The 18020-nt window shown below is 74.9% G+C and carries 18 protein-coding genes; 11 read left to right on the top strand and 7 right to left on the bottom strand.

Annotation, left to right across the window (positions count from 1 at the left end; genetic code table 11):
• Nucleotides 1–7: 7 nt before the first annotated feature.
• From AA75_RS01170 to iolD, 8 genes are all read left to right on the top strand, one after another.
• Complete coding sequence (locus AA75_RS01170; protein ID WP_063794257.1) at nucleotides 8–1000, top strand: ABC transporter permease; 993 nt, start codon at nucleotides 8–10, stop codon at nucleotides 998–1000.
• Nucleotides 1001–1032: 32 nt separating this feature from the next.
• Nucleotides 1033–1866 (top strand): ATP-binding cassette domain-containing protein, encoded by an 834-nt coding sequence (locus AA75_RS01165; protein WP_051811522.1) that lies wholly within the window; start codon nucleotides 1033–1035, stop codon nucleotides 1864–1866.
• A gap of 73 nt (nucleotides 1867–1939) precedes the next feature.
• On the top strand, nucleotides 1940–3013 hold the full coding sequence (locus tag AA75_RS01160) for a Gfo/Idh/MocA family oxidoreductase (RefSeq protein WP_033817758.1): 1074 nt from the start codon (nucleotides 1940–1942) through the stop codon (nucleotides 3011–3013).
• Entirely contained in the window at nucleotides 3010–3954 is a 945-nt protein-coding gene (locus tag AA75_RS01155; protein ID WP_082526158.1) for a TIM barrel protein, read from the top strand. Before AA75_RS01160 ends, AA75_RS01155 begins: the two co-directional genes overlap by 4 nt.
• Complete coding sequence (gene iolC, locus AA75_RS01150; RefSeq protein ID WP_082526157.1) at nucleotides 3951–4982, top strand: 5-dehydro-2-deoxygluconokinase; 1032 nt, start codon at nucleotides 3951–3953, stop codon at nucleotides 4980–4982. Before AA75_RS01155 ends, iolC begins: the two co-directional genes overlap by 4 nt.
• Nucleotides 4979–5893: a deoxyribose-phosphate aldolase gene (locus AA75_RS01145; protein ID WP_233288867.1), complete on the top strand. Its 915-nt coding sequence runs from the start codon at nucleotides 4979–4981 to the stop codon at nucleotides 5891–5893. The genes iolC and AA75_RS01145 overlap by 4 nt, the downstream gene beginning before the upstream one ends.
• Nucleotides 5894–5986: 93 nt before the next feature.
• Nucleotides 5987–6901 carry a 5-deoxy-glucuronate isomerase gene (iolB, locus tag AA75_RS01140; RefSeq protein WP_233288868.1) on the top strand — a complete coding sequence of 305 codons (915 nt, stop codon included), beginning with the start codon at nucleotides 5987–5989 and terminating at the stop codon, nucleotides 6899–6901.
• Nucleotides 6898–8826, top strand: coding sequence for a 3D-(3,5/4)-trihydroxycyclohexane-1,2-dione acylhydrolase (decyclizing) (gene iolD / locus AA75_RS01135; RefSeq protein WP_051811516.1), 1929 nt, complete (start codon nucleotides 6898–6900; stop codon nucleotides 8824–8826). The genes iolB and iolD overlap by 4 nt, the downstream gene beginning before the upstream one ends.
• 48 nt (nucleotides 8827–8874) lie before the next feature.
• On the opposite strand, the gene AA75_RS01130 is transcribed toward iolD, so the two are convergent.
• The 4 genes from AA75_RS01130 to AA75_RS01115 all read right to left on the bottom strand — a co-directional run bounded on the left by AA75_RS01130 (nucleotide 8875) and on the right by AA75_RS01115 (nucleotide 11798).
• Complete coding sequence (locus AA75_RS01130) at nucleotides 8875–10125, bottom strand: glycoside hydrolase family 16 protein (RefSeq protein ID WP_033817757.1); 1251 nt, start codon at nucleotides 10123–10125, stop codon at nucleotides 8875–8877.
• Nucleotides 10126–10327: 202 nt separating this feature from the next.
• Nucleotides 10328–10585, bottom strand: coding sequence for a hypothetical protein (locus AA75_RS01125; protein WP_033817756.1), 258 nt, complete (start codon nucleotides 10583–10585; stop codon nucleotides 10328–10330).
• Nucleotides 10582–11115, bottom strand: coding sequence for a hypothetical protein (locus AA75_RS01120; protein ID WP_051811514.1), 534 nt, complete (start codon nucleotides 11113–11115; stop codon nucleotides 10582–10584). Before AA75_RS01120 ends, AA75_RS01125 begins: the two co-directional genes overlap by 4 nt.
• An 89-nt stretch (nucleotides 11116–11204) precedes the next feature.
• Nucleotides 11205–11798, bottom strand: coding sequence for a TetR/AcrR family transcriptional regulator (locus AA75_RS01115; RefSeq protein ID WP_033817755.1), 594 nt, complete (start codon nucleotides 11796–11798; stop codon nucleotides 11205–11207).
• A gap of 168 nt (nucleotides 11799–11966) precedes the next feature.
• On the opposite strand from AA75_RS01115, the gene AA75_RS01110 reads away from it, so the two are divergent.
• Nucleotides 11967–12932: a chlorophyllase gene (locus tag AA75_RS01110; RefSeq protein WP_033817754.1), complete on the top strand. Its 966-nt coding sequence runs from the start codon at nucleotides 11967–11969 to the stop codon at nucleotides 12930–12932.
• Nucleotides 12933–13074: 142 nt separating this feature from the next.
• Here the strand turns inward: AA75_RS01110 and AA75_RS48910 are convergent, their stop codons facing one another.
• The 3 genes from AA75_RS48910 to AA75_RS01100 form a co-directional block, all read right to left on the bottom strand.
• Nucleotides 13075–13239: a hypothetical protein gene (locus AA75_RS48910; RefSeq protein ID WP_158515423.1), complete on the bottom strand. Its 165-nt coding sequence runs from the start codon at nucleotides 13237–13239 to the stop codon at nucleotides 13075–13077.
• Nucleotides 13236–14159: an aminoglycoside phosphotransferase family protein gene (locus tag AA75_RS01105; RefSeq protein WP_233288866.1), complete on the bottom strand. Its 924-nt coding sequence runs from the start codon at nucleotides 14157–14159 to the stop codon at nucleotides 13236–13238. Before AA75_RS01105 ends, AA75_RS48910 begins: the two co-directional genes overlap by 4 nt.
• Before the next feature lie 187 nt (nucleotides 14160–14346).
• On the bottom strand, nucleotides 14347–15543 hold the full coding sequence (locus AA75_RS01100) for a permease (protein WP_033817753.1): 1197 nt from the start codon (nucleotides 15541–15543) through the stop codon (nucleotides 14347–14349).
• Nucleotides 15544–15916: 373 nt separating this feature from the next.
• On the opposite strand from AA75_RS01100, the gene AA75_RS01095 reads away from it, so the two are divergent.
• Both AA75_RS01095 and AA75_RS01090 read left to right on the top strand, forming a co-directional pair.
• Nucleotides 15917–16783, top strand: a complete 867-nt coding sequence (locus AA75_RS01095) for an AraC family transcriptional regulator (RefSeq protein ID WP_033817752.1) — start codon at nucleotides 15917–15919, stop codon at nucleotides 16781–16783.
• A 197-nt stretch (nucleotides 16784–16980) separates the two neighbouring features.
• On the top strand, nucleotides 16981–18020 hold a 1040-nt coding region (locus tag AA75_RS01090; RefSeq protein WP_033817751.1), incomplete at its 3' end, for a hypothetical protein.

The following is an 18020-nucleotide window of genomic DNA, read 5'->3' as shown; positions in this document are numbered from 1 at the left end:
GGCCGGGATGCTCCACCGCCTGGTGGTCCGGCCGGAGTTGGGCGCGGCGCTGGGCGCCCTGCTGGTGTTCGGGTTCTTCTCCACCATCACCGGGCAGTTCCTCAGCCCGCTCGGCGCGGCGACCTGGCTGGACGACTCGGCGACCCTCGGGATCGTGGCCGTCGCGGTCGCACTGCTCATGATCGGCGGCGAGTTCGACCTGTCGGCCGGGGTGATGACGGCCTCCACGGCGCTGGTCACCTCGCTGCTCGCGGTCCGGCTCGGCTGGAACGTCTGGGCCGCGCTGCTGGTCTCGCTGCTGCTCGCCCTCGCGGTCGGCGCCCTGAACGGCTGGCTGGTGATGCGCACCGGGCTGCCGAGCTTCATCGTCACGCTCGGCTCGTTCCTGGCACTGCAGGGCCTCAACCTCGGGGTGACCCGGGCCGTCACCGGCACCGTGCAGGTCAGCGGCATGCGGGCGACGGACGGCTACACCTCGGCCGGTTCACTGTTCGCCTCCACCATGGACCTGGGCGGGACCGTCTTCCCGACCTCGATCGTCTGGTGGCTCGGCGTCACGGCGGTCGCCTCGGTGGTGCTGGTCCGCACCCGCCTCGGCAACTGGATCTTCGCGGTCGGCGGTTCGGCGCCCAGCGCCCGCCAGGTCGGCGTCCCGGTGCAGCGCACCAAGATCCTGCTGTTCATGACCACCTCGGCCGCGGCCTGGCTGGTCGGCAGCATCAACCTGCTGCGGTACACCACCGTGCAGGCCAACCAGGGGGTGGGGCTGGAGTTCCAGTACATCATCGCCGCGGTGATCGGCGGCTGCCTGATGACCGGCGGCTTCGGCTCGGCGGCCGGGGCGGCGATCGGCGCGCTGATCTTCGGCATGGCCCGCCAGGGCATCGTCTTCGCCCGCTGGAACAGCGACTGGTTCATGCTCTTCCTCGGCCTGATGCTGATCTCGGCCGTGCTGGTCAACAACACCTTCCGCCGCCGCGCCGAACGGGCCCGCCGATGACCGGGGAGACTCCGATGAGCAGGCAGACGCCGATGACCGACGACCAGCCGGTGCCCGCGGAGAACCCGGTGTCCGCGCGGACGCCCCTGCTGGAGGCCAGATCCGTCGGCCGGACGTACGGCAGCGTCAGCGCCCTCGACGGGGTGAGCGTCGCCGTGAACGCCGGTCAGGTCACCTGCGTGCTGGGCGACAACGGGGCCGGCAAGTCCACCCTGATCAAGATCCTCTCCGGCGCGCACCAGCACACCAGCGGCGAACTGCTGCTGGACGGGCGGCCGGTCCGCTTCGGCTCGCCGCGCCAGGCGCTGGACCGCGGCATCGCCACGGTCTACCAGGACCTGGCCGTCGTCCCCCTGATGAGCGTCTGGCGCAACTTCTTCCTGGGCTCCGAGCCGGTGCGCCGGTACGGGCCGGTACGGCTGCTGGACCGGCGCACCGCGCGGGAGACCGCCCGCAGCGCGCTGGCCGAGATGGGCATCGAACTGGCCGACGTCGAACAGCCGGTCGGCACCCTGTCGGGCGGGCAGCGCCAGTGCGTGGCCATCGCCCGGGCGGTCCACTTCGGCGCCCGGGTGCTGATCCTGGACGAACCGACAGCCGCGCTCGGCGTCCGGCAGGCCGGGGTGGTGCTGCGCTACGTCGCCCAGGCCAGGGACCGGGGCCTGGGCGTCGTCCTGATCACCCACAACCCGCACCACGCCCACCCGGTCGGCGACCGGTTCCTGCTGCTCCAGCGGGGCCGCAGCCTGGGCTGCTTCGAGAAGGCCGACATCTCGCTCGCCGAGCTCACCCGGCAGATGGCCGGCGGCGCCGAACTCGACGCCCTCGCGCACGAGTTGCGCACCGACGCCGCAGACCCCGGCTGACCGCCGGGCCCGCCCGCCCGCTCCACCCGGCTCCCTCCGGTCCTCCCTGCACATCCCGACGAAAGGCCCACCCATGCGTGTCGGTCTCCTCGGTACAGGCCGCATCGGCCTCTTCCACGCCTCGACCCTCGCCCACCACCCGGCCGTCACCGAACTGCTGCTCGCCGACGCCGACCCGGCCCGCGCCCAGGACGCGGCCGCCCGGCTCACCGGCGGCGCCGCCCGCACCGGTGCCGCCGAGGTCACCGCGCTCGCCACCGTCGAGGCGGTGCTCGCCGCCCGCCCGGACGCGGTGGTCGTCGCCACCGCCACCGACGCCCACGCCGACCTGATCGTCCGGACCTCCCGCGCCGGGCTGCCGACGTACTGCGAGAAGCCGATCGCCGCCGACCTGGCGGGCACCATCCGGGCCCTGCGGGAGGTGGACCGCAACGGCACCGCGCTGCAGATGGGGTTCCAGCGCCGCTTCGACGCCGGTTACACCGCCGCCCGCGCCGCCTACCGCTCCGGCGAGCTCGGCTTCGTGCACACCCTGCGGACGGTGACCGCCGACCCGGCGCCCCCGCCGGCCGGCTACCTGCCCACCTCCGGCGGCCTCTACCGGGACTGCCTGGTGCACGACTTCGACGCCGTCCGCTGGGTGACCGGCCGGGAGATCCTCCAGGTGTACGCGACCGGCTCCAACCGCGGCGAGCCGTTCTTCTCCGACGCGGGCGACGTCGACACCGCCGCCGCGCTGCTCACCCTCGACGACGGCACGCTGGTCAGCTGCACCGGCACCCGCTACAACGGCGCCGGGTACGACGTCCGGATGGAGGTCAGCGGCAGCCTGGGCCAGATCACCGCCGGCCTGGACGGACGCACCCCGCTCACCTCGGCCGAACCCGCCGGGCCCGCCGCGCCCGAGCAGCCGTGGCCCGACTTCCTCAGCCGCTTCCACGACGCCTACCTCGCCGAACTCGACGTCTTCCTGGACGTCGCCCGCGGCCGCCGACCGAGCCCCTGCACCGGCCACGACGCGCTGGAGGCGCTGCTCGCCGCCGAGGCCTGCGAGCTGTCCCGGGCGCTCGGCTCGCCGGTCGCCGTCGACAGCGTCCGCTCGGCCGCGGCCCTGCGGGCCCTGCCCGCGCAGGAGGCCGCCCGATGACCGGACAGCCGACGGCCGTGCAGCCGACGCCCGGGCAGCCGGCCCCCACTCCACTGCGCGCCCGGATCGCGGCCGCGCCGATCTCCTGGGGCGTGTGCGAGGTCCCCGGCTGGGGCCACCAGCTGTCCGCCGGGCGGGTCCTCGCCGAGATGGCCGGACTCGGCCTGGCCGCCACCGAGTTCGGCCCGGACGGCTTCCTGCCCGCCGACCCGGCCGAACGGGCCGCCACCCTGCGCTCGTACGGGCTGGCCGCGGTGGGCGGCTTCGTCCCGGTCGTCCTGCACGAGCCCGGACACGACCCGCTGCCCGCCGTTCGGACCGCGCTCCGCGCGCTGGCCGGCTGCGGCGCCCGCACCCTGGTGCTGGCCGCCGCCACCGGCCGGGACGGCTACGAGCAGCGGCCCGCCCTGGACGCCGCCGGCTGGCACACCCTGCTCGCCAACCTCGCCGGGATCGTCGCGCTGGCCGCCGCGGAGGGCGTCACCGCCGCCCTCCACCCGCACATCGGGACCATGGTCGAGCGCCCCGAGGAGGTCCGGCGCGTCCTGGACGGCGGTGACGCACCGCTCTGCCTGGACACCGGCCACCTGCTGGCCGGCGGTACCGACCCGGTCGACCTGGCCCGCCGCGCCGCCGACCGGATCGCCCACGTCCACCTCAAGGACGTCGACGCCGGGGCCGCCGCCCGGGTCAGGTCCGGCGAGGTCGGCTACGCCGCTGCCGTCGCCGCCGGGCTGTACCGGCCGCTCGGGCAGGGCGACGTGGACATCGCCGTGCTGGTCCCGCTCCTGGAGCGGTCCGGCTACCGCGGCTGGTACGTGATGGAGCAGGACACCGTGCTCACCGGCGAGCCCGCCCCCGGTACCGGCCCGGTCGCGGACGTCCGGACGGGCCTGGACTACCTGCTCGCCCTGGAACCCGAGGGGACACCGGCCGGATGAACCGCCCCCACGACCTGATCACGCTGGGCCGGGTCGGCGTCGACCTCTACCCCCAGCAGACCGGGGTGCCGCTCGCCGAGGTGGAGACCTTCGCCCGCTCGCTCGGCGGCACCGCGACCAACGTGGCCGTCGCCGCCGCCCGCCACGGCCTGCGCACGGCGGTCGCCACCGGCGTCGGCGACGACCGCTTCGCCCCGTACGTGCGCACCGCGCTGCGGCGCTTCGGCGTCGACGACAGCCAGGTGGTGACGGTGCCCGGCCGGCAGACCCCGGTGGTGTTCTGCGAGATCCACCCCCCGGACGACTTCCCGATCCTGTTCTACCGCTCGCCGATCGCCCCCGACCAGTGCCTGACCTGCGAGGACCTCGACCTCGCGGCCTTCGCCCGGGCCCGGATGATCTGGATCACCGGCGGCGGCCTGGCCGTCGAACCGTCCCGGACCACCACCCTGGAGGCGGCGGCGCTGCGCGCGCCCGACGCCGACACCGTGCTCGACCTGGACTGGCGGCCCTCGTTCTGGGCCCGGCCCGAGGACGCCAGGCACTGGTACGCGCGGGCGCTGGAGCTGTCCACCGTCGCCGTCGGGAACCTGGACGAGGCCAAGGTCGCCGTCGGAACCTGCGACCCCGACAAGGCCGCCGACCTGCTGCTGGCGCGCGGGGTCCGGCTGGCCGTCATCAAGCAGGGCCCGAACGGCGTGCTGGCCCGCACCCCCACCGAGGAGGTGGTGGTCGAGCCGGTCACCGTCCGGGTGGTCAACGGTCTCGGCGCGGGCGACGCCTTCGGCGGCGCGCTGGCCGCCGGGCTGCTCGCCGGCCGGCCGCTGCGGGAGGTGATCGAGACCGCCAACGCCGCCGGCGCGCTGGTAGCCGGGCGGCTCGCCTGCGCCGACGACATGCCCGAGCCGCACGAGGTGACCGAGCTGCTCTGGCGCAACGCCCGGCGCCACCCCGAGGACCCGCCGCTGTCCGTACCGCCGCGCGCCTTCACCCTGGCCGCCCACCGCCCCCGGGACGTGAGCCTGTGACCGCCGACCCCGGCCCGCTCGCCCTGGCCGCCCGCCACCGCCCCGACCTGGCCCGGCTGACGGAGCTCCGGGCGACCAACCCGGGCGCCGTCGCCGAGGCGCTGCTGCTACGCCCGCGCTTCGACCGGGCGGCGCTGGCCCGGCCGCTGTTCGTGCTGGCCGCCGACCATCCGGCGCGCGGGGCGCTGGCCGCCGGCGGCCACCCGACCGCGATGGGCGACCGCCACGAACTGCTCGGCCGCTGCGTCGAGGCGCTCGCCCGCCCGGGCGTGGACGGGTTCCTCGGCACCGCCGACCTGGTGGAGGACCTCGCCCTGCTCGGCGCGCTCGACGGCAAGCTGGTGCTCGGCTCGATGAACCGCGGCGGGCTGCCCGGCGCCGCCTTCGAGCTCGACGACCGCTTCACCGGCTACGACGCCCGCGGCATCGCCGAGGCGGGCCTGGACGGCGGGAAGCTGCTGCTGCGCCTGGACCCGGGCGACCACGGCACCGCCGCCACCCTGGAGAGCGCGGCGCACGCCGTCGACCAGCTGAACGAGCGCGGGCTGATCGCCATGGTCGAGCCGTTCAGCTCCCGCCGGGAGGGCGGCCGGGTGGTCAACCGGCTCACCGCGGACGACCAGATGTGGGCCAACAACATCGCCCAGGGCCTCGGCCGCACCACCGCCCACACCTGGCTCAAGGTGCCGGTGGTCGAGGACATGGAGCGGATGATGGCCTCGACCACCCTGCCCGCGATGCTGCTCGGCGGTGAGGGCGGCGGCGACCGCGACGCGCTGTTCGCATCGTGGCGACGGGCCCTGCGGATCCCCCAGATCCGCGGTCTGATGATCGGCCGCACCCTGCTCTACCCGCCGGACGGCGACGTCGCGGGCGCCATCGACACCGCCGTCTCGCTGCTGGAGCGCTGACCGGCACCCACCCCGCCACTCCCGGCACCCCCGACACCCCGAGGAGACCCCGTGCCCGCGGACCCGCCCGGCCCCGCCCCCGTACGGCTGCACCTGCCCGACGGGTCCGCCGACCGCGACGGCTACCGCTGCCGGATCGACCCGGCGACGGCCGGCTGGACCTACACCTCGCTGCGGATCCTCGACCTGGCGCCCGGCGCCTCCCGGACCTTCGACACCGGGGACAGCGAGTGGATCGTGCTGCCGCTGTCCGGCTCGGCCCACGTCACCTGCGACGGCCGGACGCTGGAGCTGCACGGGCGGCCCGACGTGTTCTCCGCGGTCAGCGACTTCGCCTACCTGCCGCGCGACGGCCGGGCCACCGTCGCCAGTGCGGCCGGTGGACGGTTCGCCCTCACCGGGGCCCGGTGCGAGCGGCGGCTGGCCTTCCGTCACGGACCGGCCGACCGGGTCCCGGTGGAGATCCGCGGCGCCGGGAGCAGCACCCGGCAGGTCAACAACTTCGCCGGGGTGGACGCCTTCGCCACCGACCGGCTGATCGCGGTCGAGGTGCTCACCCCGGCCGGGAACTGGTCCTCGTACCCGCCGCACCGGCACGACCGGGAACGCCCGGGCGAGGAGAGCCGGTTGGAGGAGATCTACTGGTTCACCATCGCCGACTCCCCCGCCGGTGCGCCCGGCACCGGCTACCACCGGGTCTACCCGTCCGGGGAGCGCACCCGTTCGGAGGTGCTCGCCGAGGTCCGCACCGGCGACGCGGTCCTGGTCCCCGACGGCTACCACGGGCCGTCGATGGCGGCCCCCGGTTACGACATGTACTACCTCAACGCGATGGCCGGTCCCGGCGCCGCCCGGGCCTGGCTGATCTGCGACGACCCGGCGCACGCCTGGGTCCGGCGGACCTGGCCCGGTCAGGCGCCGGACCCGCGGCTGCCGATGTGCACCGCACCCGCACCCGCACCCGCACCCGCACCCGCACCCGCACCGACGGAAGGCCCCGAGCGATGACCGCCGCCAGTCCCGAGCCGCCCGCGGCGCCCGAGGCGCCCGGCGCCACCGTCCGGCTGACCACCGCCCAGGCGCTGGTGCGATTCCTCGCCCACCAGTTCACCGAACGCGACGGCCACCGGCAGCGGCTGATCGCGGCCTGCTGGGGCATCTTCGGCCACGGCAACGTGGCGGGCCTCGGGCAGGCGCTGCGGCAGGCCGGGCAGGACGGCCCGGACGGCATGCCGTTCCTGCAGGGCCGCAACGAGCAGGCGATGGTGCACGCCGCCGTCGGTTTCGCCCGCCAGCGCGGCCGGGCCGCCACCCACGCCGTCACCACCTCGATCGGGCCCGGCGCGACCAACCTGGTCACCGGCGCCGCCCTGGCCACCGTCAACCGGCTGCCGGTCCTGCTGCTGCCCGGCGACGTCTTCGCGACCCGCCCCGCGGACCCGGTGCTGCAGCAGCTGGAGTCGCCGTCCTCGGGCGATCTGACGGTCAATGACGCGCTGCGTCCGGTGTCCCGTTACTTCGACCGGATCTGGCGGCCGGAGATGCTGATCGACGCGGCGCTGCACGCCGTACGGGTGCTGACCGACCCGGTGGACACGGGCGCGGTGACGCTCGCCGTCCCGCAGGACGTCCAGGCCGAGGCGTACGACTGGCCGGCCGGGTTCTTCGCCGACCGGGTCTGGCGGCTGCGCCGGCCGCAGCCGGACGCCGGGGAGCTGGCCCGTGCCGCCGAGCTGATCAGGGGTGCCCGCCGGCCGCTGCTGGTGGCGGGCGGCGGTGTCCACCACAGCGGGGCCGAGCGGGCGCTGGCCGCGCTGGTCGAGGCGACCGGACTGCCGGTCGCCGAGACGCAGGCCGGCAAGGGCTCGCTGCCCTGGGACCACCCCGCGCAGCTCGGTGCGGTCGGCCACACCGGCACCACCGCGGCCAACGACGCCGCCGGGCGGGCCGACCTGGTGATCGGTGTCGGCACCCGCTGGACCGACTTCAGCACCGCGTCCGCCACCCTGTTCGGCGCGCCGGGCGTGCGCTTCGTCAACCTCAACATCGCCGCACCGGACGCCCACAAGCTGGCCGGCGAGCCGCTGGTGGCCGACGCCCGCAGCGGGTTGGAACAGCTGACCGCACAGCTGGCCGGCCACCGGGTCGACCGGGAGCACCGGGAGCTGTGCGCGGCCTCGGCGCGGGCCTGGCAGCGCCTGGTCGACCGGGCGTACCACGCCCCGGACCCGGCGGCCCGGCCCACCCAGACCCAGCTGCTCGGCGTGCTCCAGGAGACCCTCGGCGAACGCGACGTGCTGGTCAACGCGGCCGGTTCGCTCCCCGGTGACCTGCACCGGCTGTGGCGGGCCCGCGATCCGCGGCAGTACCACGTCGAGTACGGCTACTCCTGCATGGGGTACGAGATCCCGGCGGCGCTCGGTGTCCGGCTGGCGGACCCCGACCGGGAGGTGTTCGCGCTGGTCGGCGACGGCACGTACCTGATGATGCCGACGGAGCTGGTCACCGCCGTCCAGGAGCACATCAAGATCATCCCGGTGCTGGTGCAGAACCACGGCTACGCCTCGATCGGCGCTCTCTCCGAGGCGGTCGGCGCGGAGCGCTACGGCACGGCGTACCGTTACCGGGCGGCGGACGGCGGCTACACCGGTGATCCGCTGCCGGTCGACCTGGCGGCCAACATGGCCAGCCTCGGCCTGGACGTCCTGCGGGCCGACACGGTCGAACAGCTCCGCGCCGCCCTGCGGACCGCGCGTGCCGCCGACCGTCCCACCGCGGTGTACGTCGAGACCGCGCCGGCCGCCGCCCCGGCGCCCGACGGCGCCCCGGCCTGGTGGGAGGTCCCGGTCGCGGAGGTCTCCACCCTCGAGTCCACCGCGCAGGCCCGCCGGGTCTACGACGACGGGAAGCGGCGGCAGCGGCGGCACCTGTGACCCCGCCCGCCGGGGGGCGGGCGGGGTCACAGGTGGCGTGGGGCGGGGTCAGGGGTTGAGCGTCCACTTCTGGTTGCCGCCGCCGGTGCAGGTCCAGATCTGGGTGGGGGTCGAGTCGGCGGGGTTGTTGCCGGTGACGTCCAGGCACTTGTCGGCGGGCACGTTGACCACGTCGTGGCTGGTCGCGTTGTACGACCAGCGCTGGGCGCCGGTGCCGTTGCAGTCCCACAGCTGCACCTTGGTGCCGTCGGCGGTGTTGCCGCCCGAGACGTCCAGGCACTTGCCGAGCGCCCGGATGGTGCCGTCCCCGCCGACCGTCCAGCGCTGGGCGGGGGTGCCGTTGCAGGTGTAGAGCTGGACCGGGGTGCCGTTGGCGGTGTTGGCGGCGGCCACGTCCAGGCACTTGCCGGCCAGGCCGGTGAGGGAGCCGCCGGCCGGTGCGGTGGAGCCGGTGGTCACCCGGACGTAGTCCACCACCAGTTGCTGCGGGAAGGCGGTGGAGCCGTCCGGGTCGCCGGGCCAGTAGCCGCCGACGGCCAGGTTGAGGATGATGAAGAACGGCTTGTTGAACACCCAGCTGCGGCCGCCGAGATCGGCCGGGGTGCGGCGCTGGTAGACGTTGCCGTCGACCGACCAGCTGATCGAGTCGGGGGCCCAGTCGACCGCGAAGGTGTGGAACGCGTCGGCGAACGCCTGGCCGGCGGGGAGGTTGTAGCCCGCGCCGATGCCGCCGCTGCCGGAGTACCCGGGTCCGTGGATGGTGCCGTGCACGGCGCCGGGCTCGAAGCCGACGTTCTCCATCACGTCGATCTCGCCGCTGTTCGGCCAGCCCACCTGGCCGATGTCGTCGCCCAGCATCCAGAACGCGGGCCACATGCCCTGTCCGCGCGGGATCTTCATCCGGGTCTCGACGTGCCCGTAGGCCTGGGCGAACCGGCCCGAGGTGTTCAGCCGCGCCGAGGTGTACTGGCAGCTGCCGTACCAGCACTGGTAGTTGGCCGGGTTCTCGCGGCGGGCGGTGATCACCAGGTGGCCCTGGCCGTCCAGCGCGGCGTTGGCGTTGCCCGCGGTGTAGTACTGGCGCTCGTGGTTGTTGACGTTGTCCCCGGTCTCGGTCTGCCACCGGCCGGAGTCGACGCCGGCCCCGGCCGGGCCGTCGAAGTTGTCCTCGAAGTTCACTGCTTGAACGGGGAGCGGCGCCGCCGACACCGTCGCCGGGGCCCAGCTGAGGGCGGCGAGCAGAGCCAGGACCACCCCGACAGTGGCCGCGAGCGAGTGTCGATGTATCGATGAAGGCATGCGAAGACCGCCTTGAATGCGGGTTGGTGGGTGTCGGCCCGCCTGTGGCGTCGACCGAATGGGGGCACCCCGGCCAAAGGCCCGCCGGCCGGGTGGATGGGTGGCCCGGCCGGGACCTTTCTTCACGAAGTGAACTCTCCTGACGAAACCCTGTCAATGACTTGGACACACCGGCCCGTTCGGCGCGGCGCCCGACGGTCCGTCAGCGGCCGTCAGGGTCCCTCAGGGCGCGACCCCGCACCGCGGCGGCCCTCGACGGCCCGGGAGTCTCGACCTGGTCGTCGCGGCCGGTGAAGGCGGTGGAGGAGGCCGGCAGCCCGGACAGTGCGGCGGCGATCTCGGCGGGCAGCTGCACGGTGAGGTTCCGGCCCTGCACCACGGTGTTGAGGAAGATCCCGCCGGAGACCGTGTTGGTGACCGTCGCGCCGCCGGTGGGGTGGGGGCCGGCCTGGGCGGTCACCGGCCCTCCGCCGGGGTGCGGTCCTCCGGGGCCGGCGACGGGTTCGGGATCCCGCCGGGGCGCGGGTCGCGGGGTGCGGCGCCGAAGGAGGGTACGGCGATGACGCCCGCCTGCACCACGTGCCCGAGGTGGGACCCGCCGCTGATGGTGTTGTACACCGCGCCCGCCACCGCGTCGGCCTGGTCGAGCCGGCGCAGCCGGTCGGAGACGGGCAGCCGGGCAGCGCGTCGCCGCAGTTCCTCGGCGAAGCGGGGGTCGCGTTCGGTGGCGTCGGCCAGCGAGTCCGCCAGCCGCCGCCGGGTGCGCTCCGACAGTTGCGGGTCGGGCGCCGAGGCCTCTTCGCGGGCCCGCTCCAGTGCCGGATCCGACCCGAGCCTGCGCGCGACCGCCTCGCACAACCGGCGTTTCCCGGCGGCGAGTTCCGGGTCCTGCTCGGTGTCGGCCGGCTCTTCCGCCCGCCCGTCGGCCGAACCGGCCTGGCGGACCAGCCAGGCGAACACGTACTCCACCGCGATCTGAACACCCGACACGACAGCTCCCCCTATGGTCTCCCCGACGTCGCCCTGTCCTATCGAAGCTCCGGGCGAACTGCCAAATCTGCGGCATCAAATCGGCGGCGTCAGGGGGACGGTGGTTGCCGCAGCCCCTGGAGCAGCAGGTCGATCAGGCGGCGGGGGTCGTAGCGCGGGTCGCTGTCGCGGCCGATGCAGAGGTTGCCGATGCCGCGCATCAGCTCGTAGGCGTGTGTGCCGGGCCTGATCTCGCCGGCGTCGACGGCGGCGGCGAGCAGGTCGGAGCAGACGGGCACCAGGCGGTCGAGGAAGTAGGAGTGCAGCGCGTCGAAGCCGCTGTCCGCCTGCATGGTGTTGGCGAGGCCGTGCTTGGTGACCAGGAAGTCGACGAAGAGGTCGACCCACTGGCGGAGCGCGGCGAGCGGGGAGGCATCGGCGGCGAGCAGGGTCGGTCCGGCCTCGGCGCAGGCCTCGACCTGGTGGCGGTAGACCGCGACGACGAGGTCCGCCCTGGCGGGGAAGTGGCGGTAGATCGTCCCGACGCCGACGCCGGCCCTGGCCGCGATCGCGCGGATCGGCGCGTCGATGCCGGAGGTGGCGAACACCTCGGCGGCCGCGGCGAGGAGCGCCTGCTGGTTGCGCTGCGCGTCGGCCCGCTTGCTGCGGCTCGACCCCTGCGCCGACTGACCTTCGATGGACACCGCGTTCTCCGTCCGGACGGTGATTGACTAAACGGAACGCCGTTCCGTATCGTATCTGGAACAAGGTTCCGCTTTGAGCTTAGCCGAAGCGCGCCCTCCCGTCCGCCTCACCCCGCCGCCGGCCGGTCACCACCGGCACCGCTGCCGCGGGAACGGAAAGGCTCTCCCATGACTTCACCGGCCCAGGTGGCTGACACCGTCGGCACCCCCACCTCCACCCCCGTCCTGTCGGTCGACTCGGTCGTCCTGCCGGTACCCGGCCGACCCGTCGACCTGCACCTGCGCGTCACCGCTCCGGTGACCGGGAGCGGACTGCCGGTCATCCTCCTCTCGCACGGCCAGGGGCCCTCCAACCACCTCTCCTCCTCCAACGGCTACGCCCCGCTCGCCAACTACTGGGCGGCGCACGGCTTCACCGTCGTCCAGCCGACCCACCTGAGCTCGCGGACGCTGCACCTGGACCCCGCCACCCCCGGGGCGCCGCTGTACTGGCGGTCGCGGGCCGAGGACATGACGCACATCCTCGACCGCCTCGACCTGATCGAGGCCGCCGTCCCCCAGCTCCGCGGACGCCTGGACCACGGCAAGGTGGCCGTGGCCGGGCACTCGATGGGCGGGCACACCGCGAGCCTGCTGCTGGGCGCCCGGCTCACCGACCCCGACACCGGCACCGAGGTCGACCTGTCCGAGCCCCGGATCACCGCGGGCCTGCTGCTCGCCGCACCGGGCCGAGGGGGTGATGCACTCACCGGGCCCATCGCCGAGAACTACCCCTTCTTCCTGACCACGGACTTCTCCCGGATGACCACGCCCACCCTGGTGGTGGCCGGTGACAACGACCACTCCCCCCACATGACCGTGGCCGGCCCGGCCTGGCACACCGACCCGTACGTCCTGTCCCCGGGCCCCAAGTCCCTGCTCACGCTGTTCGGCGCGGAGCACGGTCTCGGCGGGATCTCCGGGTACGACGTCGCCGAGACCACGGACGAGAACCCCGAGCGGGTCGCCGCGGTCCAGCGGCTCACCACCGCCTACCTCCGCAGCGTGCTCTTCCCCGGGGACGGGACCTGGCGCGCGGCGGTCGAGCAGCTCGCCGCCGGACCCGACCCGCTCGGACGGGTCGAGTCCAAGTGACCCCGCACGGCCGTCACGGCGGAACACCGCCACGCGGTAGCGCGGTTCGAGCCGCACCGCGGTGCGGATCGGCTCCCGCGCGCTCGGCGCGCTGAGCTCCGTCCGGGCGCCCCGGCCACCACCGGGACGCCCGGACGCGGGGTCACAGCCAGTGCGCCCAGCCGAAGGTCAGCAGGTGGCTTCGGCGCACCAGGTCCCTGCCCCGGAGGCCACGTCCGAAGGTGACGGCCAGCACCGCGGCGGCGGCCACCAGGCCGAGACCGAGATGGGCGGAGCGAGCACGCCGGGGGCCCTTGGCCGGCCTCACCGGCCCTGCCGGTGGTCCGCCACGACCTCTCCGATCACGTGCCGTGCGGTGGCCGCCATCGCCGGGTTGGTGGTCCGGTAGTACGAGGCCTCCATCAGGGCGATGGACAGTGCCCAGCCACGGCCGCGGGACCAGGCGGCGTCGTCGTCACCGAGCCTCGCTCGGAAGTCTGCCCTGGCGGCGGCGGGCAGCAGGTACCAGGCGGCGATCAGGTCGACCGCGGGGTCGCCGGTCCCCGCGCAGCCGAAGTCGATGACGGCGCCGAGCCGTCCGTCGACCAGCAGCACGTTGCCCGGCTGCAGGTCCGCGTGGATCCAGCCGGCCGGGCCGGGGTGCCCGGCGGTCCGCAGCGACGTCTCCCAGACCTCGGCCGCGGCGTCGGCGTCCTCGGCGTCCTTGGTGTCACCGGTGGCGCGCAGCGCGGCCAGGGCGGAGCGGGTCGCGGTGTCGCGGGCGGCCAGCGGCTCGCTGCGGTACGAGGCCGGGCCGTCGGCGGGGTCGATCCGGCGCAGGGCGTGCAGCAGGTCCGCCAGGTCCCCGGCCAGCCGGGCGGGGTCGGGGAGCCCGCCTGCGCCGACGGCCGGGGTCTCGCCGTCGAGCCAGCGGTACACCGACCAGGGCCAGGGGTAGCCGCAGGCGGGCGTCCCGAGGCCGAGCGGAACGGGGACGGCGACGGGCAGTTCGGGCGCGAGCCGGGGCAGCCAGTGGTGTTCCCGGGTGACGTCGGCGGCGGCGCCCGCGATCCGGGGCAGGCGTACCACCAGGTCCTCGCCGAGCCGGTACATCGCGTTGGAGGTCCCGGCCGGCCGGACCGGCTCGATCGGGTGGTGCGCCCACTGCGGGAACTGGGCGGCGAGCAGGCGCCGTACCAGGGTGCGGCCGGTCTCGGCCTCGTCGGCGTGCATCCTGCCGGTGCTCATGACTGCTCTCCTGGCTGCTCTCCTGGCTACTTCTCCCGGGCCGGTGTACGGGCGGCCGGCCCGCGGCCCGGGCGACACACCGTCACCGCGTCGCGGGCCGACCACGAAGCAAAACGCCTCCCGGCGCCCGCGGTCAACCGGTTTCCGGGCCACCCGCGTCCCCTCCGGCCGGGCGCCGCCGTACCGGTCAGCGCGGTTCCTGGACGGGCCGTCCGGGTGCCGCCGGGTCGGGCGTGTCGCCGGGCGCCCGCCGCGGCGGGCCGCCGCCCATCGCCCGGAGCATCCGCGCGCCGCCGGTCCGGAAGAAGCGGACCACCAGGACCAGGGCGAGCAGCAGGAAGACGATGTTCAGCCAGGTCGTGTAGTTCCAGGAGACGCCGTCGGCGGGGACCTGGGCGTCGGCCTGGTCCGGGATCAGGCCGAGTCCACCGAAGACCAGTTCGACGGCGTACCCGGCGAGCACCATGGCGGTGTAGAAGGTGGAGAGGATGAACAGGGCCATCCGGGGGCCGTAGTACTTCCGGTAGATGTTCAGGATGGGCAGGATCAGCAGGTCGGCGAAGAGGAACGCGACGACCCCGCCGAAGCTGATGCCGCCCTTCCACAGCACCACGGCGAGCGGCACGTTGGCGATCGAGCAGACGAACGAGGCGATCGCGACGACCGGCCCGATCAGCGGGCCCCAGATCTTGGCGGCCACCGGGTGCCCGCTGAAGAAGAACGCCTGCCAGAAGCTGTCCGGGACCCAGGCCGCGACCGCCCCGGCGATCAGCAGCCCGACGGCCAGGTCCCGGATGATCGCGGCCCACTCCATCACGAACACGTGCGACACCGCGGTGAACCCCTCGGCGGAGCACAGCCGCCGGGCGAAGCCGCCCGGGCGCCGGACGGTCATGTCCATCGCCGCGTGCCCCTCCATCGAGCCGGCCAGCCCGCGGTCGGCCTGCCGCCGCGCCTGCGCGAGCAGCCGCTCCCGCAGGAACAGCCGGAACAGCACGGCCAGCACGACGATCATCAGCGGGCCGCCGGTGAACTCGGCGGCAGTGAACTGCCAGCCCATCAGCAGAGCCAGGATCACGCCGAGTTCGATCACCAGGTTGGTGGAGGCGATCTCGAACGCCATCGCCGCGGTGAAGTCCGCGCCCTTGCGGAACAGCGACCGGGCGAGCGCCACCGCCGCGTACGAGCAGGAGGAGGAGGCCGCGCCCAGCCCGGTCGCCACCGCCAGGGTCCGGGGGCGGGCGTCACCGAGCAGCCGGACCACGGTGGAGTGGCGGACCACCGCCTGCACCACCGCGGACAGCGCGAAGCCCAGGATGAGGGCCCAGGTGATCTCCCAGGTCATCGAACCGGTGATCTTCAGTGCGTGCAGCACGGCGCCCATGGGTGCGGCGTCCTCTCCTGGTACGAGCGGTGGGGTGTCGGATCCGTTCCCCGGCACCGGCGCCCGAGACGGGGCCGCCCGGCTGAAACCTGCCCGAGCCAGGTCATCGGTCGGTGCGGCCGTCCTGCCGTTCCCGGGGGCGTGGGCTTTCGGCCATCGGATCCCGGACGCCCTCGAACCGTCCCGCAGTGACGGGTACGGTGTCGGGGCGGCACCTCGGACACGCCGTCAGGTTCCGTACGCTCCAACCGTTCGCCACCCTCGCCGATGGAGCTGACAGCATGCGCGACAGAACGCCGTCCGGCCGCGGGCCCGCCGCCGCTACCGCCCCGGCCCGCCCGGCGCTCTCCCCCACCGCCCGGCGGGCGTCCGGGTGAGCCGGGCTGCCGGGACGACCGGTGCGGGTGTCGCGGTCGAGCGGCTCGGTGGCCGCTGGCGGGTGAGCCGGCCCTGGCACCCCGGGCTGCGGCCGTATCTGCGCAGCTATGCCGGGTACTGGGAGGCCGGGTCCTCGCCGTACCGGGTGCGGGTGGTCCCGACCGGGCGGGCCGTCGTGGTGATCAATCTGGCGGAGCCCTTCACCCAGGTGAGCCGGCTGGGCGTTCCCGGTCCCGGCAGCGGGCGGATCGGCTCGCTGGTGGTCGGCCTGGAGGACCGGCCGGCGCTGTGCGAGCACCCGGGCGGGCAGGAGGCGATCCGGCTGGAGCTGACGCCGTTGGGCGCCTACCGGCTGTTCGCCGTCCCGATGCGGGCCCTGACCAACCATGCGGTCGAGCTGTCGGCCGTGCTGGGTCCGGAGGCCGGGGAACTGGTCGAGCGGCTGGCGGCCACCCGGGACTGGGCGGCCAGGTTCGACCTGCTGGACGCCGTCCTGCTGGCCCGGCTCGGGCACAGCCCGGCGCCCGCCCCCGAGGTGGGCCGGGCCTGGCAGTTGCTGGCCGGCTCCGGTGGGACCGTCCAGATCGCCAGGGTCGCCGAGGAGGTCGGGTGGAGCCAGGGGCACCTGATCCGCCGGTTCACCGATCAGGTCGGCCTGACGCCCAAGGCGTCCGCGCGGGTGCTGCGTTTCCACCGCGCGGTCGCCCTGCTGGCGCGCGGGGACGCCGGCCCGGCCGCCGTGGCGGCGGCCTGCGGCTACTACGACCAGGCGCACCTGAACCGGGAGTTCCGCGCGCTGGCCGACGCCACCCCCGGACAGCTGGTGGCCGCCCGCCGGGTGGAGGGCGCGCTCGCCCAGTAGGGCGGGGCGCAAATTTGTCCAAGCCCGCCCCGGCGGACGCTGGCTAGCCTCCTGGAGGCCCGGGCGCGCGCTCACGCCGCGCGCGTCCGGGCCCGCCGCGCACCCGGTCGTCGGGCGGACAGCGACGGCGGCAGCGTTAGGAGCGTCCGATCCGCCCGTGCGCCCGACGGCGCGCAGCACGGGCCAGGGGGGAAACCGTGGCACTGGAACTACCGCCGGAACTCGGGTCCGTACTCGGCCTGCTCGGGCTGGAGTGGCCCCAGGTGAACGAGGACGACGTGGTCAGGCTCGCGGACGAGCTCAGGAAGCTCGCCTCGACCCTCGACTCCGTCCAGATGGACGCCGACAGGGCGCTCACCGCACTGCAGGGGGCGTACCACGGCGCGTCCGCGGACCGGCTGGCCGAGATGTGGGGCACCGTGTCGACGTACTCGCGCCTGGTGGTCGACGGCTGTGGGGCCGCCGCGACGGCGCTCAATGCGGCGGCGCTGGTCGTGGAGGGCTGCAAGGCCGCGACGCTCGTCCAACTGGTGACCACGCAGGGTGAGTTGGCGGTGGCGTCGGCAACCGGGCCGTGGGGCACGGCGGCCATCGTCGCGGCCGCCAGGCAGATCGCCTCCACCATCCTGGAGGAGGCGGTGTCCGCGCTGGGCCAGGCGCTGGCGCAGCCGGTGGGCGATCTGGTGGAGGCCGTGGTGGGCGGCCTGACGGGCGGCGGCGGGTCGGGTTCGTCGCAGGGCAGCGGGTTCGGGGTGGACCTGGAGCAGTTGGCCTCCTGCGCGCTGCACCTGCGGCGGCACGCGGACGGGATCGACGCCCACGGTGGCTCGTTCCGGCGGATCATCGAGGGGCTGGACGTGGGCCGGCCCGGCGACGCCCTGGGCCGGTTGCTGCTCGCCGCCGTCGAGCAGATCGCCACCACCGTCGGTACGGAGGTGCTGAAGCGGCTGCTCGGCGCGTTCCGGGGCACCGCCGACCGGATGGACCAGGTGGCGCGCAATCTCACCGAGAACGAGGACGCGCACAGCCGTGAGATGCAGGGCATCCTCACTTCGCCGACCGCCTCGTCCGGGTCGGGTCTGCTGAAACTGGCGGGCGGGGTCACCGGCGGGGGCGGCGCGCACCGCGCGGGCCACCGTGCGGACGACGGGCCGGACCTGGTGGCCGCCGGCGGCGGGGCGGGCGGCGGCGGGTTCCTCGCCGGTGTGGCCCGCGCGTCCGGTGCGGCCGATGCCCC

It is taken from the genome of Kitasatospora sp. MBT63 (genome assembly GCF_000710465.2).
Taxonomy (GTDB): Bacteria; Actinomycetota; Actinomycetes; order Streptomycetales; family Streptomycetaceae; genus Kitasatospora.
The sequence above is the reverse complement of the archived record's forward strand: the minus strand, read 5'-3'. Positions and strand labels throughout refer to the sequence as shown.

Coding starts and splice junctions, on each gene's coding strand:
- AA75_RS01110 (WP_033817754.1), top strand. CDS start 11,967: ATGACTTCACCGGCCCAGGTGGCTGACACCGTCGGCACCCCCACCTCC.
- iolD (WP_051811516.1), top strand. CDS start 6,898: ATGACCGCCGCCAGTCCCGAGCCGCCCGCGGCGCCCGAGGCGCCCGGC.
- AA75_RS01105 (WP_233288866.1), bottom strand. CDS start 14,159: ATGAGCACCGGCAGGATGCACGCCGACGAGGCCGAGACCGGCCGCACC.
- AA75_RS01100 (WP_033817753.1), bottom strand. CDS start 15,543: ATGGGCGCCGTGCTGCACGCACTGAAGATCACCGGTTCGATGACCTGG.
- AA75_RS01165 (WP_051811522.1), top strand. CDS start 1,033: ATGACCGACGACCAGCCGGTGCCCGCGGAGAACCCGGTGTCCGCGCGG.
- AA75_RS01155 (WP_082526158.1), top strand. CDS start 3,010: ATGACCGGACAGCCGACGGCCGTGCAGCCGACGCCCGGGCAGCCGGCC.
- AA75_RS01160 (WP_033817758.1), top strand. CDS start 1,940: ATGCGTGTCGGTCTCCTCGGTACAGGCCGCATCGGCCTCTTCCACGCC.
- AA75_RS01170 (WP_063794257.1), top strand. CDS start 8: ATGCTCCACCGCCTGGTGGTCCGGCCGGAGTTGGGCGCGGCGCTGGGC.
- iolC (WP_082526157.1), top strand. CDS start 3,951: ATGAACCGCCCCCACGACCTGATCACGCTGGGCCGGGTCGGCGTCGAC.
- AA75_RS01130 (WP_033817757.1), bottom strand. CDS start 10,125: ATGCCTTCATCGATACATCGACACTCGCTCGCGGCCACTGTCGGGGTG.